Annotated in this window: 18 protein-coding genes; 10 read left to right on the top strand and 8 right to left on the bottom strand. The window is 40.6% G+C overall.

The window, feature by feature from the left end; all coding sequences use genetic code 11:
- Nucleotides 1-59: 59 nt before the first annotated feature.
- The 3 genes from ppc (at nucleotide 60) to cdd (ending at nucleotide 4,149) form a co-directional block, all read left to right on the top strand.
- The gene (ppc, locus tag N477_RS15460; RefSeq protein ID WP_063363644.1) at nucleotides 60-2,693 is read left to right on the top strand and encodes a phosphoenolpyruvate carboxylase; all 2,634 of its coding nucleotides are present in this window, start codon (nucleotides 60-62) and stop codon (nucleotides 2,691-2,693) included.
- A gap of 189 nt (nucleotides 2,694-2,882) precedes the next feature.
- Nucleotides 2,883-3,251, top strand: coding sequence for a hypothetical protein (locus N477_RS15455; protein ID WP_063363645.1), 369 nt, complete (start codon nucleotides 2,883-2,885; stop codon nucleotides 3,249-3,251).
- Nucleotides 3,252-3,294: 43 nt separating this feature from the next.
- Nucleotides 3,295-4,149: a cytidine deaminase gene (cdd, locus tag N477_RS15450; protein WP_063363646.1), complete on the top strand. Its 855-nt coding sequence runs from the start codon at nucleotides 3,295-3,297 to the stop codon at nucleotides 4,147-4,149.
- 18 nt (nucleotides 4,150-4,167) lie between these two features.
- On the opposite strand, the gene udp is transcribed toward cdd, so the two are convergent.
- The gene (gene udp, locus N477_RS15445) at nucleotides 4,168-4,932 is read right to left on the bottom strand and encodes a uridine phosphorylase (protein ID WP_063363647.1); all 765 of its coding nucleotides are present in this window, start codon (nucleotides 4,930-4,932) and stop codon (nucleotides 4,168-4,170) included.
- Nucleotides 4,933-5,190: 258 nt separating this feature from the next.
- Here udp and N477_RS15440 point away from each other — a divergent pair, with 258 nt between their 5' ends.
- The 3 genes from N477_RS15440 to N477_RS15430 all read left to right on the top strand — a co-directional run bounded on the left by N477_RS15440 (nucleotide 5,191) and on the right by N477_RS15430 (nucleotide 8,228).
- Nucleotides 5,191-5,970, top strand: a complete 780-nt coding sequence (locus N477_RS15440; protein ID WP_063363648.1) for a DUF2189 domain-containing protein — start codon at nucleotides 5,191-5,193, stop codon at nucleotides 5,968-5,970.
- A 284-nt stretch (nucleotides 5,971-6,254) separates the two neighbouring features.
- A complete protein-coding gene (locus N477_RS15435; RefSeq protein ID WP_063363649.1) occupies nucleotides 6,255-7,367 on the top strand; it encodes an arginase family protein in 1,113 nt (370 codons plus the stop codon).
- Nucleotides 7,368-7,517: 150 nt separating this feature from the next.
- Nucleotides 7,518-8,228, top strand: a complete 711-nt coding sequence (locus tag N477_RS15430) for a transporter substrate-binding domain-containing protein (RefSeq protein ID WP_231098154.1) — start codon at nucleotides 7,518-7,520, stop codon at nucleotides 8,226-8,228.
- Nucleotides 8,229-8,267: 39 nt separating this feature from the next.
- On the opposite strand, the gene N477_RS15425 is transcribed toward N477_RS15430, so the two are convergent.
- Nucleotides 8,268-8,519, bottom strand: coding sequence for a VF530 family DNA-binding protein (locus N477_RS15425; RefSeq protein WP_063363650.1), 252 nt, complete (start codon nucleotides 8,517-8,519; stop codon nucleotides 8,268-8,270).
- A 25-nt stretch (nucleotides 8,520-8,544) separates the two neighbouring features.
- Nucleotides 8,545-8,829 (bottom strand): DUF1496 domain-containing protein, encoded by a 285-nt coding sequence (locus N477_RS26690; RefSeq protein WP_063363651.1) that lies wholly within the window; start codon nucleotides 8,827-8,829, stop codon nucleotides 8,545-8,547.
- 192 nt (nucleotides 8,830-9,021) lie between these two features.
- Here N477_RS26690 and N477_RS15415 point away from each other — a divergent pair, with 192 nt between their 5' ends.
- Entirely contained in the window at nucleotides 9,022-9,252 is a 231-nt protein-coding gene (locus tag N477_RS15415; protein WP_063363652.1) for a TIGR02647 family protein, read from the top strand.
- Nucleotides 9,253-9,272: 20 nt separating this feature from the next.
- On the opposite strand, the gene maiA is transcribed toward N477_RS15415, so the two are convergent.
- Both maiA and hmgA read right to left on the bottom strand, forming a co-directional pair.
- Nucleotides 9,273-9,899, bottom strand: coding sequence for a maleylacetoacetate isomerase (maiA, locus tag N477_RS15410; RefSeq protein WP_063363653.1), 627 nt, complete (start codon nucleotides 9,897-9,899; stop codon nucleotides 9,273-9,275).
- 75 nt (nucleotides 9,900-9,974) lie between these two features.
- A complete protein-coding gene (gene hmgA, locus N477_RS15405) occupies nucleotides 9,975-11,270 on the bottom strand; it encodes a homogentisate 1,2-dioxygenase (RefSeq protein ID WP_063363654.1) in 1,296 nt (431 codons plus the stop codon).
- 118 nt (nucleotides 11,271-11,388) lie between these two features.
- Here hmgA and N477_RS15400 point away from each other — a divergent pair, with 118 nt between their 5' ends.
- The gene (locus N477_RS15400; RefSeq protein ID WP_063363655.1) at nucleotides 11,389-11,835 is read left to right on the top strand and encodes a MarR family winged helix-turn-helix transcriptional regulator; all 447 of its coding nucleotides are present in this window, start codon (nucleotides 11,389-11,391) and stop codon (nucleotides 11,833-11,835) included.
- Between the two features lie 50 nt (nucleotides 11,836-11,885).
- Here the strand turns inward: N477_RS15400 and N477_RS15395 are convergent, their stop codons facing one another.
- The 3 genes from N477_RS15395 to N477_RS15385 form a co-directional block, all read right to left on the bottom strand.
- Nucleotides 11,886-12,710 carry a hypothetical protein gene (locus tag N477_RS15395; RefSeq protein ID WP_063363656.1) on the bottom strand — a complete coding sequence of 275 codons (825 nt, stop codon included), beginning with the start codon at nucleotides 12,708-12,710 and terminating at the stop codon, nucleotides 11,886-11,888.
- A gap of 215 nt (nucleotides 12,711-12,925) precedes the next feature.
- A complete protein-coding gene (locus N477_RS15390) occupies nucleotides 12,926-16,060 on the bottom strand; it encodes a TonB-dependent receptor (RefSeq protein WP_063363757.1) in 3,135 nt (1,044 codons plus the stop codon).
- Nucleotides 16,061-16,104: 44 nt separating this feature from the next.
- The gene (locus N477_RS15385; RefSeq protein WP_063363657.1) at nucleotides 16,105-16,956 is read right to left on the bottom strand and encodes a S1/P1 nuclease; all 852 of its coding nucleotides are present in this window, start codon (nucleotides 16,954-16,956) and stop codon (nucleotides 16,105-16,107) included.
- Between the two features lie 221 nt (nucleotides 16,957-17,177).
- Between N477_RS15385 and N477_RS15380 the strand changes: the two genes are divergently transcribed.
- Together N477_RS15380 and N477_RS15375 are read left to right on the top strand one after the other, a co-directional pair.
- Nucleotides 17,178-18,068, top strand: coding sequence for a hypothetical protein (locus N477_RS15380; RefSeq protein WP_231098155.1), 891 nt, complete (start codon nucleotides 17,178-17,180; stop codon nucleotides 18,066-18,068).
- 38 nt (nucleotides 18,069-18,106) lie between these two features.
- A complete protein-coding gene (locus N477_RS15375) occupies nucleotides 18,107-18,988 on the top strand; it encodes a hypothetical protein (protein ID WP_155731915.1) in 882 nt (293 codons plus the stop codon).
- Nucleotides 18,989-19,008 lie beyond the last annotated feature (20 nt).

Here is a 19,008-nt window from a genome sequence, read left to right as displayed (position 1 = left end):
TCAATTAAGTCGTTTTAACAGTATATTGGTTTGAATAAAATGTATTCAAAGGAAAGTGTATGGATCAGCAATATACAAATCTTCGCCGTAATGTGAGTCTGTTAGGTGAGTGTTTAGGGGCAACCATCGAACACGCTCAAGGTTCAGAATTACTCGAAAAAGTTGAACAAATAAGACATCTTGCCAAAGCCTCCAGAAGTGGTGATCACCAAGCTAGAGATTTGCTAATTGATACGCTTAAAGCGCTCAGTAACGAAGAATTACTGCCTGTTTGTAGAGCCTTTAATCATTTTCTTAATTTGGCAAATGTCGCAGAGCAATATCACACCACGTCTAAGGCAGGATCGCCGAATGGTGCATTTGAAGCCATTGAAGGCACGATTAAGGAGCTGGCAGAAAAAATTGCAAAAGGTGAGTGCACTCAAGAACATGCGCTTCAAGCGCTGTCATCTTTGCAAATAGAACTGGTACTCACAGCGCACCCGACAGAAGTCACTCGTAGAACCATCATCAGCAAACATGTTGAGTTAAGTGACTGTCTAAAAGAGTTAGAGAATATCGAGTGCTCAGGCGTTGAGCGCGACACTGTGCTTTCTCGAATAGCGCAGCTGATCTGCCAAGCTTGGCATACTAATGAAATTAGAGATAAAAGACCTACCCCTTTAGAGGAAGCCAAATGGGGCTTTGCAGTGGTTGAAAACAGCTTATGGCATGCGATACCAAGGTTTGTGAGCGAGTTGAGAAAAATGGCGCAAGTGCATTTAGGTGTTGTGTTACCGCAAAACTTTTCGCCTGTAAAGCTTGCTTCTTGGATGGGGGGAGACAGAGACGGCAACCCAAATGTAACCGCAAAGGTGACTCAAAGTGTGCTTGATCATGGTCGTTGGATGGCTCTGGACCTGTATTACCGTGATTTGGATAAGCTCAGTGCTGAACTCTCAATGAGTGGCGCAAATGAGGCACTGTTAACGCATACTGGCAATACCAGTGAACCATATCGAGATTTACTTAAAAATGTTAAAGCAGACGTTCGAGAAACAATAGATTTTCTTGAGAGCAAAATCAAAGGTGTCCCGACATCTTGCAGGGATAAGATTAAACACACAGAGCAGTTACAAGACCCTCTATTGATTTGTTTTAATTCTTTAAATGAGATGGGGATGGAAGTTGTTGCCAATGGTTTACTACTTGATGTGCTTAGACGGTTAAATTGCTTTGGCGTTAATTTATGTCAACTTGATATTCGCCAGGACTCAGCCCGTCACACCGAGGTGCTTTCAGAGTTAACAAGGTACTTGGGTGTTGGCGATTATGCGCAGTGGTCAGAAGAAGATAAGCAAGCTTTCTTATTGTCTGAGTTGAGCTCTAGGCGGCCCATTATTCCAAAGCATTGGCGCCCGAATGATTCTGTAAAAGAGGTACTCGATACATTTGACGTGGTAGCTCAGCAAGACCGTGCAGCTTTGGGGATATATATCATTTCTATGGCGCAATACGCTTCAGATGTATTGGCTGTTCAATTGCTGTTGAAAGAGAGTGGGGTCAGGTTTAACTTACCGGTAGCTCCGTTATTTGAAACGCTCGATGATTTGAACCGCGCAGATAAAGTTATGACAGAGTTGTTCAGCTCTAGCTGGTACAAAGGGCATTTATCTCATCAACAGTATGTGATGATTGGCTATTCTGACTCTGCTAAGGACGCCGGGATGATGGCTGCTGGTTGGGCACAATACCGTGCTATGGAATCTCTTATTGAGCTTGGAGAAAAGCATGGCATTAAAATGAAGTTATTCCATGGGCGCGGTGGAACGATCGGCCGTGGTGGCGCGCCTGCGCGTCAAGCATTGCGCTCTCAGCCCCCAGGTTCACTTAAACATGGTTTACGTGTGACAGAGCAAGGAGAAATGATCCGCTTTAAATTTGGCCTCACACCCGTTGCTATTCAAAGCTTGTCTTTGTACGCCAGTGCTATTATAGACAATAACTTGTTTCCACCACCAAAGCCTCAGTCACAATGGCGTGAAGCGATGGGTGTGCTGAGTGAAGCATCATGCAAGAGATATAGAAAATATGTGAGAGACACCCCCGATTTTGTCTCGTATTTTAGAAGTGCAACACCTGAAATTGAGCTTGCAAAATTACCCTTGGGCTCGCGCCCCGCTAAACGAAACCCTAAAGGCGGAATAGAAAGTTTGAGAGCAATTCCTTGGATTTTTGCATGGAGTCAAAATCGGTTGATGTTACCCGCTTGGTTGGGAGCCAATGAAGGGATTAAAGCTGTGCTTGATTTGGGTGGGGAAGCATTAATTGAAGAAATGAGCGAGTTGTGGCCATTTTTTAGAACCCGATTAGAGATGCTTGAAATGGTTTTTTGCAAAGCAGACCTCTGGCTTACCGAATATTATGACGAAAGGCTCGTACCTGAAGTTCTACAACCAATAGGTGAGCAGCTTAGAGCTGAGTTAAAAGAGACAACAGATGAGGTTTTACGCCTTGCACCAAAAGGAAGCTTGCTATCGGCACAGCCATGGATAAAAGAATCCATTTCATTACGAAACCCTTATACCGATCCACTCAATTTATTACAGGTTGAACTACTCAAGCGAAGCCGTAATACAGATAATCAAAGCTTAGATAGTGCATTGATGATCACCATGATGGGGATCGCGGCTGGTTTACGCAATACAGGTTAATACTTATGTGCTAATTGAAGCGTAATAGCACATTTATATAACTTATCGAAATAAAAAACCAATCCCAAAGGGTTGGTTTTTTGTTTTTTACTCATTTTTAAATCTTATTTTATTGACAGCAGCGCCGATTAAATTAAAATCCCCATCCTATTTATAAATTTATTAATCAGTTCCTTTACAGAGTTCTTTATGTCAGCACTATCTACCAGCATTACTTTTGATCAAACAACCTCTCTAATCCTGATGACGGTGCGTGGTAAAGCTGGAGCAGAAGATGTAGTGAATGCGTACAAAGCTGCAAAAGTCTACTCGGAACAGCATGGTAGTAAAAAAGTACTGGTGGATGTCTCTGAGCTGGAACATAAGTTTGCGGCAATTGACATCGTTAATGTCATGCCAAAAGTGGCTCACTATTTAACAAATATGCAAATTGCTCGGGTAGTTGGTTTTGAAGGTTATATGCACGATTTATTTTTGCAAAAAGTTAAAAGATTCGGTATTCATGCAGAAAACTTTGAATGTTTTAAATCTGCAAAGGAATGGTTGAGTAACGCATAAAACCTGCGTAAACTGGCATGCCATATTCTATAATAATTAAATTATGGTAATAATAGACAGCAAAACAGAAGAATATATTTACGATATTGCAAAGCAATCTAACGGTGTTTTTGCATCAAGTGTGGTATCGGAACTGACTAAAAAGCTCAATTGCGATCGTGAGCAATTACAGCAAGCTTTACTTGTTGTTGCAGCAAAATTCTCTCAAGCGCCTATCTCCTCATTTTTTGTTGGTGCAGTCGCCTTCGACAAAATCACTGGGAACCTTTATTTAGGTGCAAATCTTGAATTTAAACACCAAGCATTGTCATTAGTAGTGCACGCAGAGCAGGCGGCGATTAATAATGCATGGGTCAACGGTGCACATGAGATCACGTCAATAGCGATTAATGCGGCGCCGTGTGGGTTTTGCCGCCAATTTATGAATGAGTTAAGTTCAGCTGGCAACCTAAGCATACTACTACCAACGGGGAAATATACTTTAAGTGAACTGCTTCCCTGTGACTTTGGGCCGGGTGATTTAGGCAACGCGTCTTCTTTGATGGCAAACGATGTATCAGACATTGACATTGATTTACCTATTTCTGAAGCACTCAAACAACACCTTCGTTATGCATATGTGCCCTATACACAAAACCTGTCTGCAGCCGAGCTTGTGTTAAAAGATGGCCGAGCATTCTATGGTCGATATGCAGAAAATGCAGCCTATAGCCCAAGTCTATCGCCAATGAATAGCGTTTTAAGCCAACTAGCTTTAGCAGGTGAAGCATTAAATGAAGCGGACGTAGAACGTATTACACTTGTAGAAAAAGCGGGAAATGAAAATCAAAAATCCGTGGCGCAAGCTGTAATGACGAGCTTAAAGGGTAACTTACCACTTATACACCACGTATTTTAGTACAAAGTAGGCGCTAGCCTACTTTGCTTGTGTAAGCAGTATCTCAGCTGCTTTGATAACCACCGACACAGCACGTTTTTCAACTAGCTGGTGGTCAACATCAGGAATTTCTTGTCTCGTACGGTTAACTAATACGCCTGCAACACAAGCGGCTTTAAGCCCAAGCGCCGCACACATAGTAAATAGCGTTGCCGATTCCATCTCATAATTCATAACATTAAGCTTTTGCCACTCTTCACATGAGCCTTGAAATGCTTTAGAAACATAACCAGAGAAGGTGTCATAGCGTTCTTGTCCTGGATAGAAAGTGTCGCTAGATGCTGTAATGCCCGTATGGTACGGTACGCCTTCAAGCTCACATGCTTGTACCATTGCTTGCGTGCTATGGAAATCAGATACCGCAGGGTAAGCCAACGGCGCAAAGTGTTGACTCGCACCATCCAATCTTACAGAGGCAGTACTGACAAGAATGTCACCTTCATCAATTTGCGGCTGAATTGCACCCGTTGTTCCGATGCGTAGGAAAGTTTTGATACCAAGCTGAGCAAGTTCTTCAACAGCAATTGAAGTAGATGGTCCGCCTATTCCCGTTGAGCAGACAACCACAGGTTGTTCTTTGATTGTCGCAAGGTAAATGTGAAATTCACGTGTTTGTGCAAGGCAAATAGCATTATCTAATTGCTGTGCAATACGCTTTGAGCGTTCAGGATCGCCAGGCACGATAGCAAGTGTTGCCCCTTGAAGATCTGCTTTGGTCAACCCTAAGTGAAATACCTTTTCCATAAAAAACCTTTCTGTGTTCTAAAACGTAATGGTTAAAGTTAGCGAGATTTAAGTACAGGACACATGTCCGCTGTGTCGGCGCAAGTTCGTCAACTGGTTATTTTAAAAACGAGCTTGGTTGCAATACAGGTAAACTTGTTACTAGCACACCCATAATATCGATTTGATCAATAAAAACATAAGTGAACTATTGCCATGCTTGCATGTTGGGCTTCGCTAATCTAAACCTTAATATAGCAATGTAGAGAGGACAATTTTATGCCAACATCTCACTCAGTAGATAAAAATCCGGAGTTCGCTCGGTGTTTAGAGAGTAATCAAATAGCAGCACTCGCCCCGTTTCACTGGTTATCATTAGCTTGCAAAGATATTGTTAGGGCGCCAATTCTTAGCTTAGTTTACGGTTTGGTCTTCAGCATCATTCCTGCATTTATCATGTGGCTTGTTTTTCAGTCAGGTACGCATTTAGTGATTTTACCTGCCTCCGTCGCATTTGCCTTAATTGGTCCGGCATTTGCCGCTGGGTTGTATGATGTTGCTTGGGAGTTAGAAAAAGGCCACAAGCCAACACTGATGCATAGCTTAAAGTCAATGTTTAGAAACCCAGCTGGTGAGTGGGGTTTTGCAATCTTATTAATGGTAATCATGATAGTATGGATGCGCTTGGCGGCACTAATACATGCGCTTTACCCAAATGTACCAAACCCTAATTTTGAACAGCTGTCTGCCTTTTTAGCATTGGGCTCTATTGTCGGTGGCATTCTTATGATGGCTGTATTCGCTATCTCGGCATTTACGCCCCAGATTATGATGGAACGCCGTGTTGATATAATGACAGCAGTGGTGTCATCTATCCATGCTGTGGGGACTAATGTCCCAGCGATGATTGTGTGGGGCTTAACCATAGTCACGCTTGTTGTCATCGGGTTTTTAACTGGCGCAGCAGGTTTTATCATTATTATGCCGTTACTATCTTACGCAAGTTGGCATGGTTATATCGCTATTATAAAAACGAAAAAGCCCAGAGGATACGAATAACTAGACATCATCTGTGAATATTCAACCGCTTAGAGAAATGCGCATTTTTCTCTAAGCGGTTGACTTATATTTCCACCATGTTATATCAGCGTTATTCTAATTGTAATTTTCTCTTAGCTCATTATTTTTAATAATAACTCCCTTGAATTTAAAGCGTTTTTTCAATTTTGATTTGATAAACCTAATGGGGAATATGATTGGAAATGGGTTAAATTCAATAGCGGAATACGTTTTTGAAGTAGAGTTAATTTAGCATGATTATGCAAATTATTGAGGAGCACGCTATGAGCAACAGCAAATCACAATACCTTGAAAAACTAGAAAATTGTTTGTGTCCACCAGGTGATGGTGTTTTCACTGTAAATACGGCTAAGGAGCGTAAAGACGCACTTAGACAAAAGTTATATGGCCAAACAGAAGGTGTTGAAGCGCTTTGGAAAGACTCGCTACAAACGATTGATGCGAGTGAGCACAAAGCCGCGATTTTAGGTATTAGCTCTGACTGTGGTGGTGGTATTTTACGTGGTGCAAACTGGGGTCCACTGTTTTTAAGAAGTACGTTAATAGAGCAACAGCCGCAAACATCAGCATTTGATTTAGGTGATGTTCGTGTTATTCCTCACTTACTTCATGACAAGTATTTAAATGAAGGTACGATCTCAAACTGTCAAAAAGCGCTTTATCAAGACGAAAACAGTGAATACTTTGTCGCACCGCTTTCAATCACTGAAGATGTATGTGACGGCTTTTATAAGTATTATCCAGATAAAGGTGTATTTGGTATTGGCGGTGACCATTCTATCAGTTATCCACTTACAAAAGCCTACTTAAAAGCAAAAAGAGAGCAGGGCAAGCGTACGGCTATCATTCATTTTGATGCGCACACTGACTTGCTAGTAGAAAGATTAGGTATCGATCTTTGTTTTGGCTCTTGGTGTACTCACATTCTTGAGTTTTTACCGGCTCCACATCATCTTATCCAGTTTGGCATTCGTTCAAGCGGAAAAGCGAAAGAGCACTGGGAAGGTACTTTCGGTGTTAAGCAGCATTGGGCACATGAAATTCGTGAAAAAGGTGCAGACGCAATTGTTGCTGGTGTAATTGAGCAGCTTAAAGCTGATAATGTTGATGAGCTGTACGTTAGCTTTGACATCGATGCCCTTGATGAAGAGTTTGCTGCGGCGACAGGTACACCTGAAACAGGCGGTTTAACACCTGAAGAGGCGCTTACGATTTTGAAAGCGCTTGCTAAAGAGTTCCCAATTACAGGTGCTGATATGATGGAAATTGCACCATTTACAGATAGTTCTTTAGCTGGGCAATCTAGCTCAGAAACGACTTTACGAGAAGGGGCTAAGATCTCAGCATTTTTGATTGATGCAATGAACAAAGCATAATCTCGGATATGATGAGAGGAGTATTTGCTCCTTTCATCATCTTTAAGTCCCCTGTGAATACCCAATTCAAATATCTTTTCCTACACATTTCACAGAGTATCAATTCTTACCTATAGTTTGTATAAATATACCTAGTCTGATTGGAGAGAAGTGTTGTATTTGTGGGTGCTTGGATGCTATTTCTTTTTGTTCGCGACACTCGTTCAAGCTAATTATACGCTCAATATAGTGACTGAAAATTTTCCAAAGTTTCAATATCTTAATGGTGAGGGCGAATTAGTTGGCAGCGCGGTAGACAAAGTTAAAGCGGTATTAGATGAATCAAAAATAAACTATAGAATTTCTGTGCAGAGTTGGACGACGGCATACAATACGGCAGCACGAGATGAGAATACGTGTATCTTTTCGATGGCTAAAAATGAAGTTCGTAGTGAAAAATTTAATTGGATTTTCCCAATTAGTAAGTTTACAACCTCCTTTTATGCGCTCAAGTCGTCGCAAATTTCTCTAGAAACAATAGAAGATACAAAACAGTATAAAGTAGCAGTGATAAAAGATAACTACAGCCACCAGTTTTTAATCAAGAATGGGTTTATTGAAGGGTACAATTTAGTATTAATAAACTCATTTGACCGAGTGTTTGAGTTACTTGCGACGAGGCGAAAGTTTGTCGATTTGGTTATTCTAAGCGACAATCAGTTTGAATTTAAGAGACAGAATGAACCCAATAGTGCGCTGTTAGAGCCGGTTTTAACCCTGCGGAATTTGGATACTGAACTATATTTTGCCTGTAATAAAGGTCTTTCACCTCATGTGACGAGGAGAATTATCAGTAGTTATGAAAAGCTTAAATTGCATTGATTTTGTCAGCAAGAGGCGTTCACCTCTCACTGTCAGTGGTTACTTTTTTTGAGGACTTGTTGGCCATGCAAAGCCGTGAAAAGTATCTAAATATAGTTGTTCAACTTTGTCTCTAGCCCAAGGCGTTTTGCGCAAAAACTTTAAACTAGACTTAACGGAAGGGTCTTTTTTAAAGCAGTTGATGTCAACATGCTGCGCCATTTCCTCCCAGCCTAGCTCAGCTTCCAGCTTTTCAACTATGTCTTGTAGTTTGACACCATGGAGTGGGTTATTTGGTTGCTGTGTACTCATGTTTAAACCTAAAATTCGTGACGCGCTAGTGTACTCTTATCTTACCTCTGAGATCCAGCCTTTTAGGCTGCCCATTTTCATCGAGTTTTAACCATACTAGCTGGCTATCTGGTTGGTTTGTATATTTGTGACTGCAAACATACATTTCATTAAACTGTTTGATTAATGACCCTTCGCTATATTGAGATGAGTTAAACAAGCAAACGCGCTGCGGTGAGTCAATAAATACCCTCGGCGAATTTTCTTTTGCATTTAATGGCAAACAAGATAAAAAAAGTATTAAAAATGATAAAAAATTGATCTTATACATGGCATTACTCATAGTCTGGGCTAATGTTTATTAGGTCGAAGTACGTTTATCGGCACTAATGTTACTGTAACAACCTAGTACTGAAAACGGCTGTTCAAAAGGATTGTCAGCGGCAAAACCGTCTGACCGATTATATTAAAATGTAAGCACAAGTCATGCCCGAATGGTAGCTTGATTGTAATAGGGGGAAGTATGGCATTTGACACTCAGTTAATGGCGGAACTAGAACTATTGGCAAAATTTCCAAGGAGTAGTTTGCACCAAGGCATCAAAATACATAGCAGTGCGGATCAAAGCATTTTGGCAGCAGCTGAGCGGCTATTTGCGAAAGGCGTAATAGATAGACCTGATGGAGGTTATTTGACTGACTTGGGTCACGACCTACTGTCTCATATTGACCAAGTCCATGGGGCATTAAAATAACGCCCCAATACTTGATTTAATTAAGCTGCATCCGGTTGATTCTCGGGTGCTGCTTTAATAAATGCTTCCAACGTGTTGCAGTGTGCGTAAATGGCTGCAATTTTTGGAAATTGTGTCATATCGACTTTAAAACGCAGTGCATTAAATACCTGTGGCACTAGGCAAAGGTCTGCCAACGTCGGTTGTTCGCCAAAGCAGAAAGGCCCTTCACCTAATGTAGGTTCTAGCTTTTTGAAGCCCTCAATGATCCAGTGTTTATACCAAGTCGTTTTTTGCTCATCAGTTACGTTTAATTCACCACTTAAATATTTAAGAACACGCAGGTTATCAATAGGGTGAATATCACATGCAATGGCATAACTGAAATTTCGTACCTGTGCCTTTTGCCATGGATCCGATGGCAAAAGAGGTATGTTTGGGTGTGTTTCTTCTAGCCACTCTAGGATTGCTAAAGATTGCGCTAAAGTACCTTGCTCAGTTTCCATTGCTGGTAATAGACCCTGTGGGTTTTTATCTGTGTAAGGTGCTTGTTGTTGTTCAGATTTCAAAAGGTTAACAGCTTCAAGCTGATGCTCAATACCTTTAAGGTTGAGCGCGATGCGAACGCGATAGGCCGCCGACGAACGAAAGTAAGTATATAGTTTCATTTTAAATCCTTATTCACGACAAAGGCCACATTGCAGTGGCCAATATAGATATAGTTTTTTATGCAGATTTATCTATTATGCACCTTTGAAGTACTTTTTGATGCCTTTCCAACAATCTGAATAGTTTGGTTGGCGTTCTTTACCTTCCAGCGCATATTTAGTTGGAGAAATCACATAACGAGATTCAAACATAAACGCCAAGGTATTCTCGTAGCGCTGAGGTTCAAGTTCTGCGTTTGAGGCTTTTTCAAATACATCAGCTTCAGGACCATGTGGAGACATGCAGTTATGCAAGCTCATGCCACCAGGCACAAAACCATGCTCTTTTGCGTCATATACACCTTCGATCAGGCCCATAAATTCACTCATGATGTTACGGTGATAATATGGTGGGCGGAACGTATTCTCTGCAACCATCCAACGTGGTGGGAAGATAACAAAATCAACATTAGCAACGCCTTCTTCGCTTGAAGGAGACGTCAAGACTGTGAAAATTGATGGATCTGGATGGTCAAAGCTCACTGTATTCATCACGTTAAAGCGCGAGAGGTCATATTTATATGGTGCGCTGTTACCTGTCCATGCAACCACATCTAGTGGAGAATGTCCGATATCACAACGGAATAGGTTGCCATTGAATTTAGCGACAAGTTCAAAATCGCCTTCTAAGTCTTCAAATGCTGCGACAGGGTACTGAAAGTCACGCTCGTTAGTGTAACCATTTGCGCCAACCGGCCCACGTTCAGGTAAAATATAAGGGTGACCGTAGTTCTCGCAAATATAGCCACGTACTTGTTCGCTAATTAGCTCGACGCGGAACTTAAGACCCCGTGGGATAACTGCAATCTCACCAGGCTTAATCGCCAGCTTACCGCACTCAGTGTGTAATACTAGTTCACCTTGTTGAGGCACAAATAATAATTCACCATCAGCATTATAAAAGTAGCGACCTTCCATTGAGGCATTGGCCACGTATACATGAATGCCAATACCTACTTGGCCATTTGCACTGCCATTGGCAGCCATTGTAATTAGACCATCAATAAAGTCTGTTTTCTCAGTAGGCACTTCAACTGGGTTCCAACGCAGCATTGACGGTGGCGTTGGTACTTCTGTAATAGGACCTGTTCTCACTAAGCCATTGTCCATTGGTTGGTACTCACCTTGTAAAACAGATGGGCGAATACGATAAAACCAATTTCTGCGGTTTTCAGCGCGAGGTGCTGTAAATGCAGTTGTATTATATTGCTCTGCGTATAGGTCGTATTTCACTTTTTGCGGTGAAAACTGTCCTACTGGTAACGCGCCTGGTAGGGCTTCAGTTTCAAATTCGTTACCAAATCCTGTCAAATAGTCGAATTCTGTACTCATTTTACGTAGACTCCATTGATGTTTTCTGTAAGATACTCTCATGTGAGAGTAATTGCAAACATCCTGATAAAGATGTACTGTAAATTAATAATTACAAAAATGAGAGGTGCTTTGCACTGTGAGTAAATCAAAGATTTTAGATATTAGCCATTTTTTGCCTTATCAACTGGTCGCCTTGTCTACCAAGGTTAGTGACGCTTTTGCACACGTTTATAGCCAAGAAGCCGGGTTAACTCAGGCTCAATGGCGTGTGCTCTCGCATGTGATAAATATTCAATTTGCAACGGCGAAGCAAATTTGTGAGTTAGCTAATATGGATAAATCGACTGTGTCACGTGCAATAAAGCAATTAGAGCAGAAGCAATTCCTTCGCCTTAATCAGCACCCAGAAGATAAGCGTGCAACAGTAATAGAGTGCACTGATATGGGATTCGATTTGTATAAACAGCTGACGCCGAAAGCGTTAGAGTGGGAGCAAGTTTTGTTAGAAAGTTTTTCTGAAGGTGAGAAAGATACTCTGAAAAAGCTTATCTCAAAATTATCACAAAGCGTTGATAAAGAGTAGGCTAGAAATGGCGCATCACGATATACTTGTGTGCGCCAAAGCTTCTCGCCTTACAGGCTACGCAGCTTGTTTATAACCGCTTGAATACCATCAAATTTAGTTTTTCTATACTGAGCCTCTTTGACTCTTTTTAAGTTTTCCCAATAGGCTTCATCGCCTGGATACTGAGGTTCAATAACATATGATGTGATTGTATTGCCATGAGGGTCTCGTAGTGAGCATTTATATTCTACGACTTGATCGTGGGGGTCTGGCGCTTCACAGCGTTCACGCAAAGGCAAATCGACACTTTTTTTCTTTCTCAGCATTGTATCTAATATATTCGCAAGGTTTTGTGCTTTGGTTGAGACGACACTTTTAGAAACATAGCCCTGCAAATAGCGCTCAGTATAAATTGCAACTACCACTGATGCTGCAAGTGCATAGGTATCTGCCATATAGTAGAAGTCGTTGTTGTAACGAACATTTAGCGCTCTATGATTAATAACATCCTCTGACTTAACCAGTAAGCTACTTAGCAAAGCAAGATCTGGTGCACCATATCTAGCAGTGTCAGAATAATGTTCCATTGATGACTCTAAAGACCTAAATTCTGAGATGAATTCAAACTCAGCATCTCTGATGATCTCAGCTCTAACGCGCTCTTGAATTGCTTGTAAACTAGCTTCACTGAGCATCACATAATTAGGTCCGCTTGAGCCAAAAAAGCGGTTGAAAAGTAAAGATCCGACGCCTGATAGCAGTTGTTCTTTGGCTAGGTCTAAAATTTGTTCGCCTGCGCTGGCTGTGTCAGCTTCTTGCTGAGTGGCATAGGTAGGTGTAGCAGCGATGCTGCCTAATATGCTTACACTTAGTAATAGTGTTTTTAATTTCATTTGAATTTATCCTTTTCAAAAATGCAGTGTATTTATATATCTGAATTGCTTAACCTTGGGAATATTATATTCATTGGTGTGTGTCGGTTATATGAATACAAGCAAAAGATTTAATTATCTTGAGAAGAAAGAGACGATTTTAATTGAGTGAAAGGAATAAAAAGGCCAGAAATTAAACTGGCCTTTGGTATCTAATTACATGTTTAAGTTAGATATTAGAATTTGTAGTTAACACCTAACTTGATACGCCATGAAGAACGTTCAGCATCAAATGTTGTAGGCGCTTCGTCTTCATAACCTTCGCTGTATACGTACTGGTTAGCTGCTTGGTCATATTCAACACCTACTAAATCGCGGTTGTTGAAGAAATCAGTTCTGTAAACCTTACCTGCACTGCTATCAATTAGGTTAAGTAGATTCTTAACTGAGAAGTATACAGAGCCTTTGTGACCTTCCATAAACCCAGGGATTTCTTGAGTGAATTTAAAGTCTAAACGGGTTGTCCAAGGGCCAGTAACGGTGTTTCTATCAACGATGTTTCCAGCATGACCGCCTAACCCATTTTCGTCAATTAAGGTTTTTAATTGCTCATAGCTATAGCCGTCAGCATATCTTACTTTAGTATCATCAGCACCTGTCGGGATATAAGCTAGGAATTCACCGTCGTCAAAGTTGTTTTGGCCACCAAAAGTGTCAAATCCATTATCAAATATCCAGCTGTAAGGTCTGCCTGAGCTGCGTTCACCTTGTAATGAGAAAGTAGACTTATAACCAGCAAACAATTCAGTAGAGTATGATACATTTAGCTTAAAGCTGTGTTCAATTTCGTAGCGGCTACGGCCAACAACAGGGTTGTTTCTATCAGCTGTGTTGTACTTCTCATAGTTTGAGTTAGCCGTTGAAGAAGTACCACCTACCAAAGATGACGCATCTTGGTTTGCATATGAAGTATTTACATAGAAGCCGTTTTCAAATGCTTTTGATAGGCTTAATGTAAATGTCTTACGCGTACCACCATCGCCATTTGTCAACATGATATCAGCGCGATCACGCTCTCCAGTACCGACATAAATATTTCGACCATCAGGACCTACTACAACTTCTTGCGTCTCACGGTACAGTTCGTGCCAGCGAACGGCATCTTGTTCTTCAACATACATGAAGCTTGCTTCAAGATCCCAGTTGTTACCAAGGCCAATGCTTGAGAAATCCGCAGAGTAGTTAGCTGTAATGCCATATCGCCACTCTGATGGCAGATCGAAGTTAGGGTCGATAAGGTTTACGTCGCCGTCGCCCGGCTCAAGAGTTGCGCCAGCTGGTGGTTGAGTGAAGTTAGGGTTTTCTAAATCTACACCGTCAGTATTAGCACGTACGTTGATTTGGCCATCGTTTGAATAAGAGTTAGAGATCCAAACATTTGGTGTACCACCGTAGTAGCGACCCACACCACCACTGATTGTAAGATCGTCAGCCGCAGTCCAGTTAAAGCCTAAACGAGGAAGGATGATGTCTTTTCCATCTAAGCTGTTGGTGTTTGAGAAACCGTACAAACCAGTGAAAGTGCTGTTTTCACGGATTAAACCTGATGTTGAAATGCGCTCATAACGAACACCTGCATTAATCCATAGGTTATCTTGGATATCCCAGCGGTCTTCAACAAACATATGTAGGTTTTGCACTTCGAAATCGGCAGCAGCATCATTCGGGTTACCTGTATGTGCGTTTGAATAAGACACGCGACTCGCTTTACCTGCTTTAAAGTCTTCCAAAGAGTCGAACGTCCAGTCACCACGTGAGAATGGTACGAACTGGTTAAATACGTCAATCTTTTCAACGCCAATACCAAAGCTCAGTGTGTGGTAATCAAATAGGTACTCACCTTCAACATCAATAGTCGTTGTTGTGTTTTCGAGTTGGTTAGCGTGACGGAATGGATCTGTACCGAAGTACAATCTATTGTCGTCAAAGTCTATACGTACTTGGCCAACTTTTGCATCATTAAGCGCATCAGAGAAAGGTGCTTGATTAGTTTTAGTATCTTTATAGGACACTTTTACCTGAGTTGAAAACTCATCAGTCCAATCTGAATAGAACTGAGCAGCATAAGATGTAATTTCACCTTTTTTATCGTACCAGTTACTTAATAAAGAGAAACGATCATCACGTGTATTTTGCGGCGTGATTGAGTTATCTGTTGAGTCTTGGTAAGTAAACGCTGCACGGTGATAGTCGTTGATATTCCAATCAAGTTTTAACAATAATTTCTCACTATCATTGTCTAAACCGTTTGGTGCATCACCAGTATTAACGCCATATTTGCTGCTAGCTACACTTTGCACATCTGAGATGTCAGCACTAGATAGCCAACTAACCTCGTTTGCAGCACCAGAACCTTGCACGCCCCACTCAGTTACAAATGGTGTTGTTGATTCTTCGTAAGCAACGAAGAAGAAAAGCTCGTCTTCGATGATTTTACCACCAAGCGCTGCACCAAATGTTTTGCGCTCATACTGTAAATCTACATCTGTACCATCTTCACGTTTTGGCGTACCCGCTAATGAATCATCTTCGTACTCATAGAAGAATTCACCAGAAAGCTCGTTAGTACCAGACTTTGTTACTGCATTAACTGATGCCCCTGTAAAACCAGACGCTTTCGCGTTAAATGGTGTGATATCAACAGAAACTTGGTCAATAGCTAGAAGAGAAATAGGAGAACCATTTGTTGGGTAGCCATTGTCGTTTAGACCGAAGTCATCATTTTGTTTAACACCGTCAATCGAGATGCTGTTAAAGCGTGGGTTTACACCAGCAACTGACATTTCGCCGCGTGAATCATCTGAGATGTTCACTAAAGGGTTTTGGCGAACAATGTCTTTTAGGTCACGGTCAAATGAAGGTGCACGTTCAATATCAGCCGCGCCGTAAACACTGCCGATAGTGTCTTTAGATGCGTTGATGATTGAGTGACGAGAAGAACCTGTGATTGTGATTGTTTCAACATCAGAGTTAAGTGCAATATCTAAAGCAGATGTTTTACCTAGGGTAAGGAATAAATCTGTTAGCGTTTTATCTCTGTGCTTTTGAGAGTCGATCACGACAGTGTAAGGACCACCTACGCGCAAACCAGACGCATTGAACACACCACTATCATTAGGAGAAAAAGTTTTCTTCGAACCTGTAGGCTCGTGAATGATAGTGATCACAGACGAAGTATCAGGGTTTCCTTGAGGGCCTACGACCGTACCTTTGATAGTTGCTGTTAAAGAGTTCGCGCTAGCAGCACCACTAGCACCAAGGCCAGCGATTACCGCTAGAGAAAGTGCCGTTTTGCGTAGTTGCGTTTTCATTATGTTGTTTCCCGTGTTATTAGGTTTATCAGTTAGTTTAAATATCATTTTTCAAAACTTTTATTTATAGCAAGCGCATTAATTAAAGGCTTTGAGTTAGTGTCAAAAATTTGGTTTAGTAAACCTGCTAATCTATAGCCACCTTGTTGCAGGCGCAGTTTAATAGTAGGCGTATGTTTATATATATAACCCCAACTTATTTCAGTTTCATTGCTTTGATATATTTTCTCTGCAATTTTGTTTGATTCTAATAACCAATCAGAAGGGGTGCTGTTTAGATAATCAGCAATAAGTTGTTTATTCGAGGTTGTTACTGAGCGAGTAAATTCTGTATATGATAACTTCTGGTGCTCCACTAACTCCGTGTCGAAAACTTTATGAAGGTTAGTAGACTTTCCAAAAAATTCTACTTCGATTTTATTACCACCAAGATCAGCGGCTCTTCCTGCATGAAATGGCTGGTGTGCATCACCAACTAAATGGACAAGGAACTTTAAGGCGAATTGCTTGTCTTCTGTATTCGATGAAGCGTTTTTAAGAACATTAACAGAGTAGTTGATACCATCAAGAATGTGCTTTACTTCGTGTTTATGCTCGATAGACGTATCGTTATGAAGGTGCATTTTTGAAGCGTCATTAATATTGATGTAATGCCATTTACCAGACTGTTTACGCCAAAAGGCATCTGAGCTTGAACGCATTTCGTCTGGCCATGTAGATACTTCTGCTAACGAATCATCACCAAGTAGCAATTGCACATGTGAATTTGCAGTCGGAGTAAGGTTCTTTTGAGCGAGCTCGCCTATTACTCTGTGCCCATTTTGACCCCAAGCAATGACAGAGCTACTAACTAGGCATGTACCCAGTACTAAAAATTGAATTGTACTTCTAAACATCGCTCACTCGACTAAATGTAAATCAAAAAATTACCGTGAATTCCAATGCGGTCAATTGTCCGGTTTTTTCAGGAAAAAAAAAGGAGTCAATAAAATTCATAATTTCTTATTAATAAAGCATTTAAATCAATGGTTTACTTTTAATTAGTAAATTTACCTATTGCAATAAGTAAATAAAGTTGATCTAATAAGCGTGTAGGGAATAAAAGAATCTAATTGATGTGAATTACAATCTCAAATTAAGCAATAATACAACCATTGTTACAGTTTTGTTTCTGTCCGTTTTGGCCTGCTTTTTTCTAGCAAAGCAGTTAAATAGTGCGAGTTCAGTCGTATTACCTAACCTGCTAGAGAAGCATGTACAATGTAAAACACGCTCAGTTTCGAACACTCAATCGTTTAATGTGCACGTACCAGTCAAAAAATTAGCTGATGAGCTTGCCCCAAAACTGTGTGCTGATCCTGTCCTTGCTAAACAATATGGGTTAGTAAATGTATATTGGAGTGGTAATTTAGCTGAGCAAATTGACTTTATTGCCAAAGGACTTGCTGATTTGACTTTGTCAAAAGATAACGTGATGAAGGCATTGATGGCTGAGTCAACGTACAGTTACCGTGCCGTGATTGGCTATCCTGAATATACCGCGTTTTTTATTTCAAATAGAGAAAAGCCAAAACTTGAAAAAGCTTATTTCTTAGACAAAAAAATTGGCTTACTCGATTACCCCACAAGCCGATCAGGTCATATTTTGCCAAAACAAACCTTTAAGCTTCTCGATATAGATATTGATGCACTTGATATTCAATATGTGACTTCCCATAAAACGTTAAGAGAAAAGCTGTCTTCTGGCGAGCTGGATATCATTGCAACTTATTGGAATGAAGATGACGAAGCATATTTTTCTAAAAATTATATTACTCCTACGGGCAGCAATATTAGTGGCAGTAAATGGTATTTAAAAATGCTGAATGACAACACAGAGCTTGCGTGTTCATTACAGCGTCTGTTAAACCAAGTGGCTCAAGATTCGGGTTCAAGCTACTTTGATAGTGTAAAACAGTATTGGCAATGTCGCGTTTTTCCTTATGAGTTTTTAGGAGAACGACCATGAAAAAGCTAAAGAAGTTGGCCACGTTTACGTCATATTTAATGTTCTTTTCAGCTATTTTTATTTTGATGTCAAAATCGACGATTGAAGATGTGATTTATCATGAACAGCAACAAGTAAAATTGAGGGTCTCTCTTGATAAGTACAGATTGCCGCTAGCAGATCCTATGCTGAATTACTCGGGCGATCCTGATGCGCTTAAAAGCTACATTGAAGGCATAAATATTAGTTTGCAGGAACAAAATAGCCGAGTTAAATTACTGGCGATTTCAAATTCGCCTATTTTGCCTTCTGAAGGTGAGAGTATTGAGCAATTGAATGCTCCAGGGAATCGCACATATATATTATTAAAAATAAATGAAACTCATAATAACTTCTTGCTTATTTTTCCTTTGGTATTTGCAATCCTAAATTTTGCTTTACTAAAGAATATAACGAGAACAAAGCGCAAAGCGCAGGCGCGTCCAGAGAGAAAGAATACACTACCAAAGAAAACTGCATTACAAATTGATTTATACTCTAAAACTTTGCAATTAAGCTCTGACAAGGAAGCAAAGGTACAGTTAGCAAATAAACCATTATGCTTTTATTTAGCCTTGCTTGAATACTGCAAATTGTATCCGGACGTATCATTAAACCAAAATAAAGAATTGCCTGATGAGTTACTCGATATGGCTGATAAGTATTTTCATCGTTTAGTTGCATTGGGGCACACAATTAGAAAGCGACCAAACTTTTCCAATAGCTTAGAAAAAACATTAAGTGAAATTCGTGCTGCTTTAGACGAGTTATTACTAAGCACACCTGACTTAAAATTAAAATACTACCCACCAAAAGCACATGGTGAGGGATCACGTTCGAAGCTTCATAGTTACGCTTTGACGCAGATACAAGAGGGTGATATTGAAATTATTGGCAAGTAACAAAGCTTAAGCATGTAGCT

It is taken from the genome of Pseudoalteromonas luteoviolacea H33-S, from assembly GCF_001625695.1.
In the GTDB taxonomy this organism is placed as follows: Bacteria; Pseudomonadota; Gammaproteobacteria; order Enterobacterales; family Alteromonadaceae; genus Pseudoalteromonas; species Pseudoalteromonas luteoviolacea_B.
The sequence above is the reverse complement of the archived record's forward strand: the minus strand, read 5'-3'. Positions and strand labels throughout refer to the sequence as shown.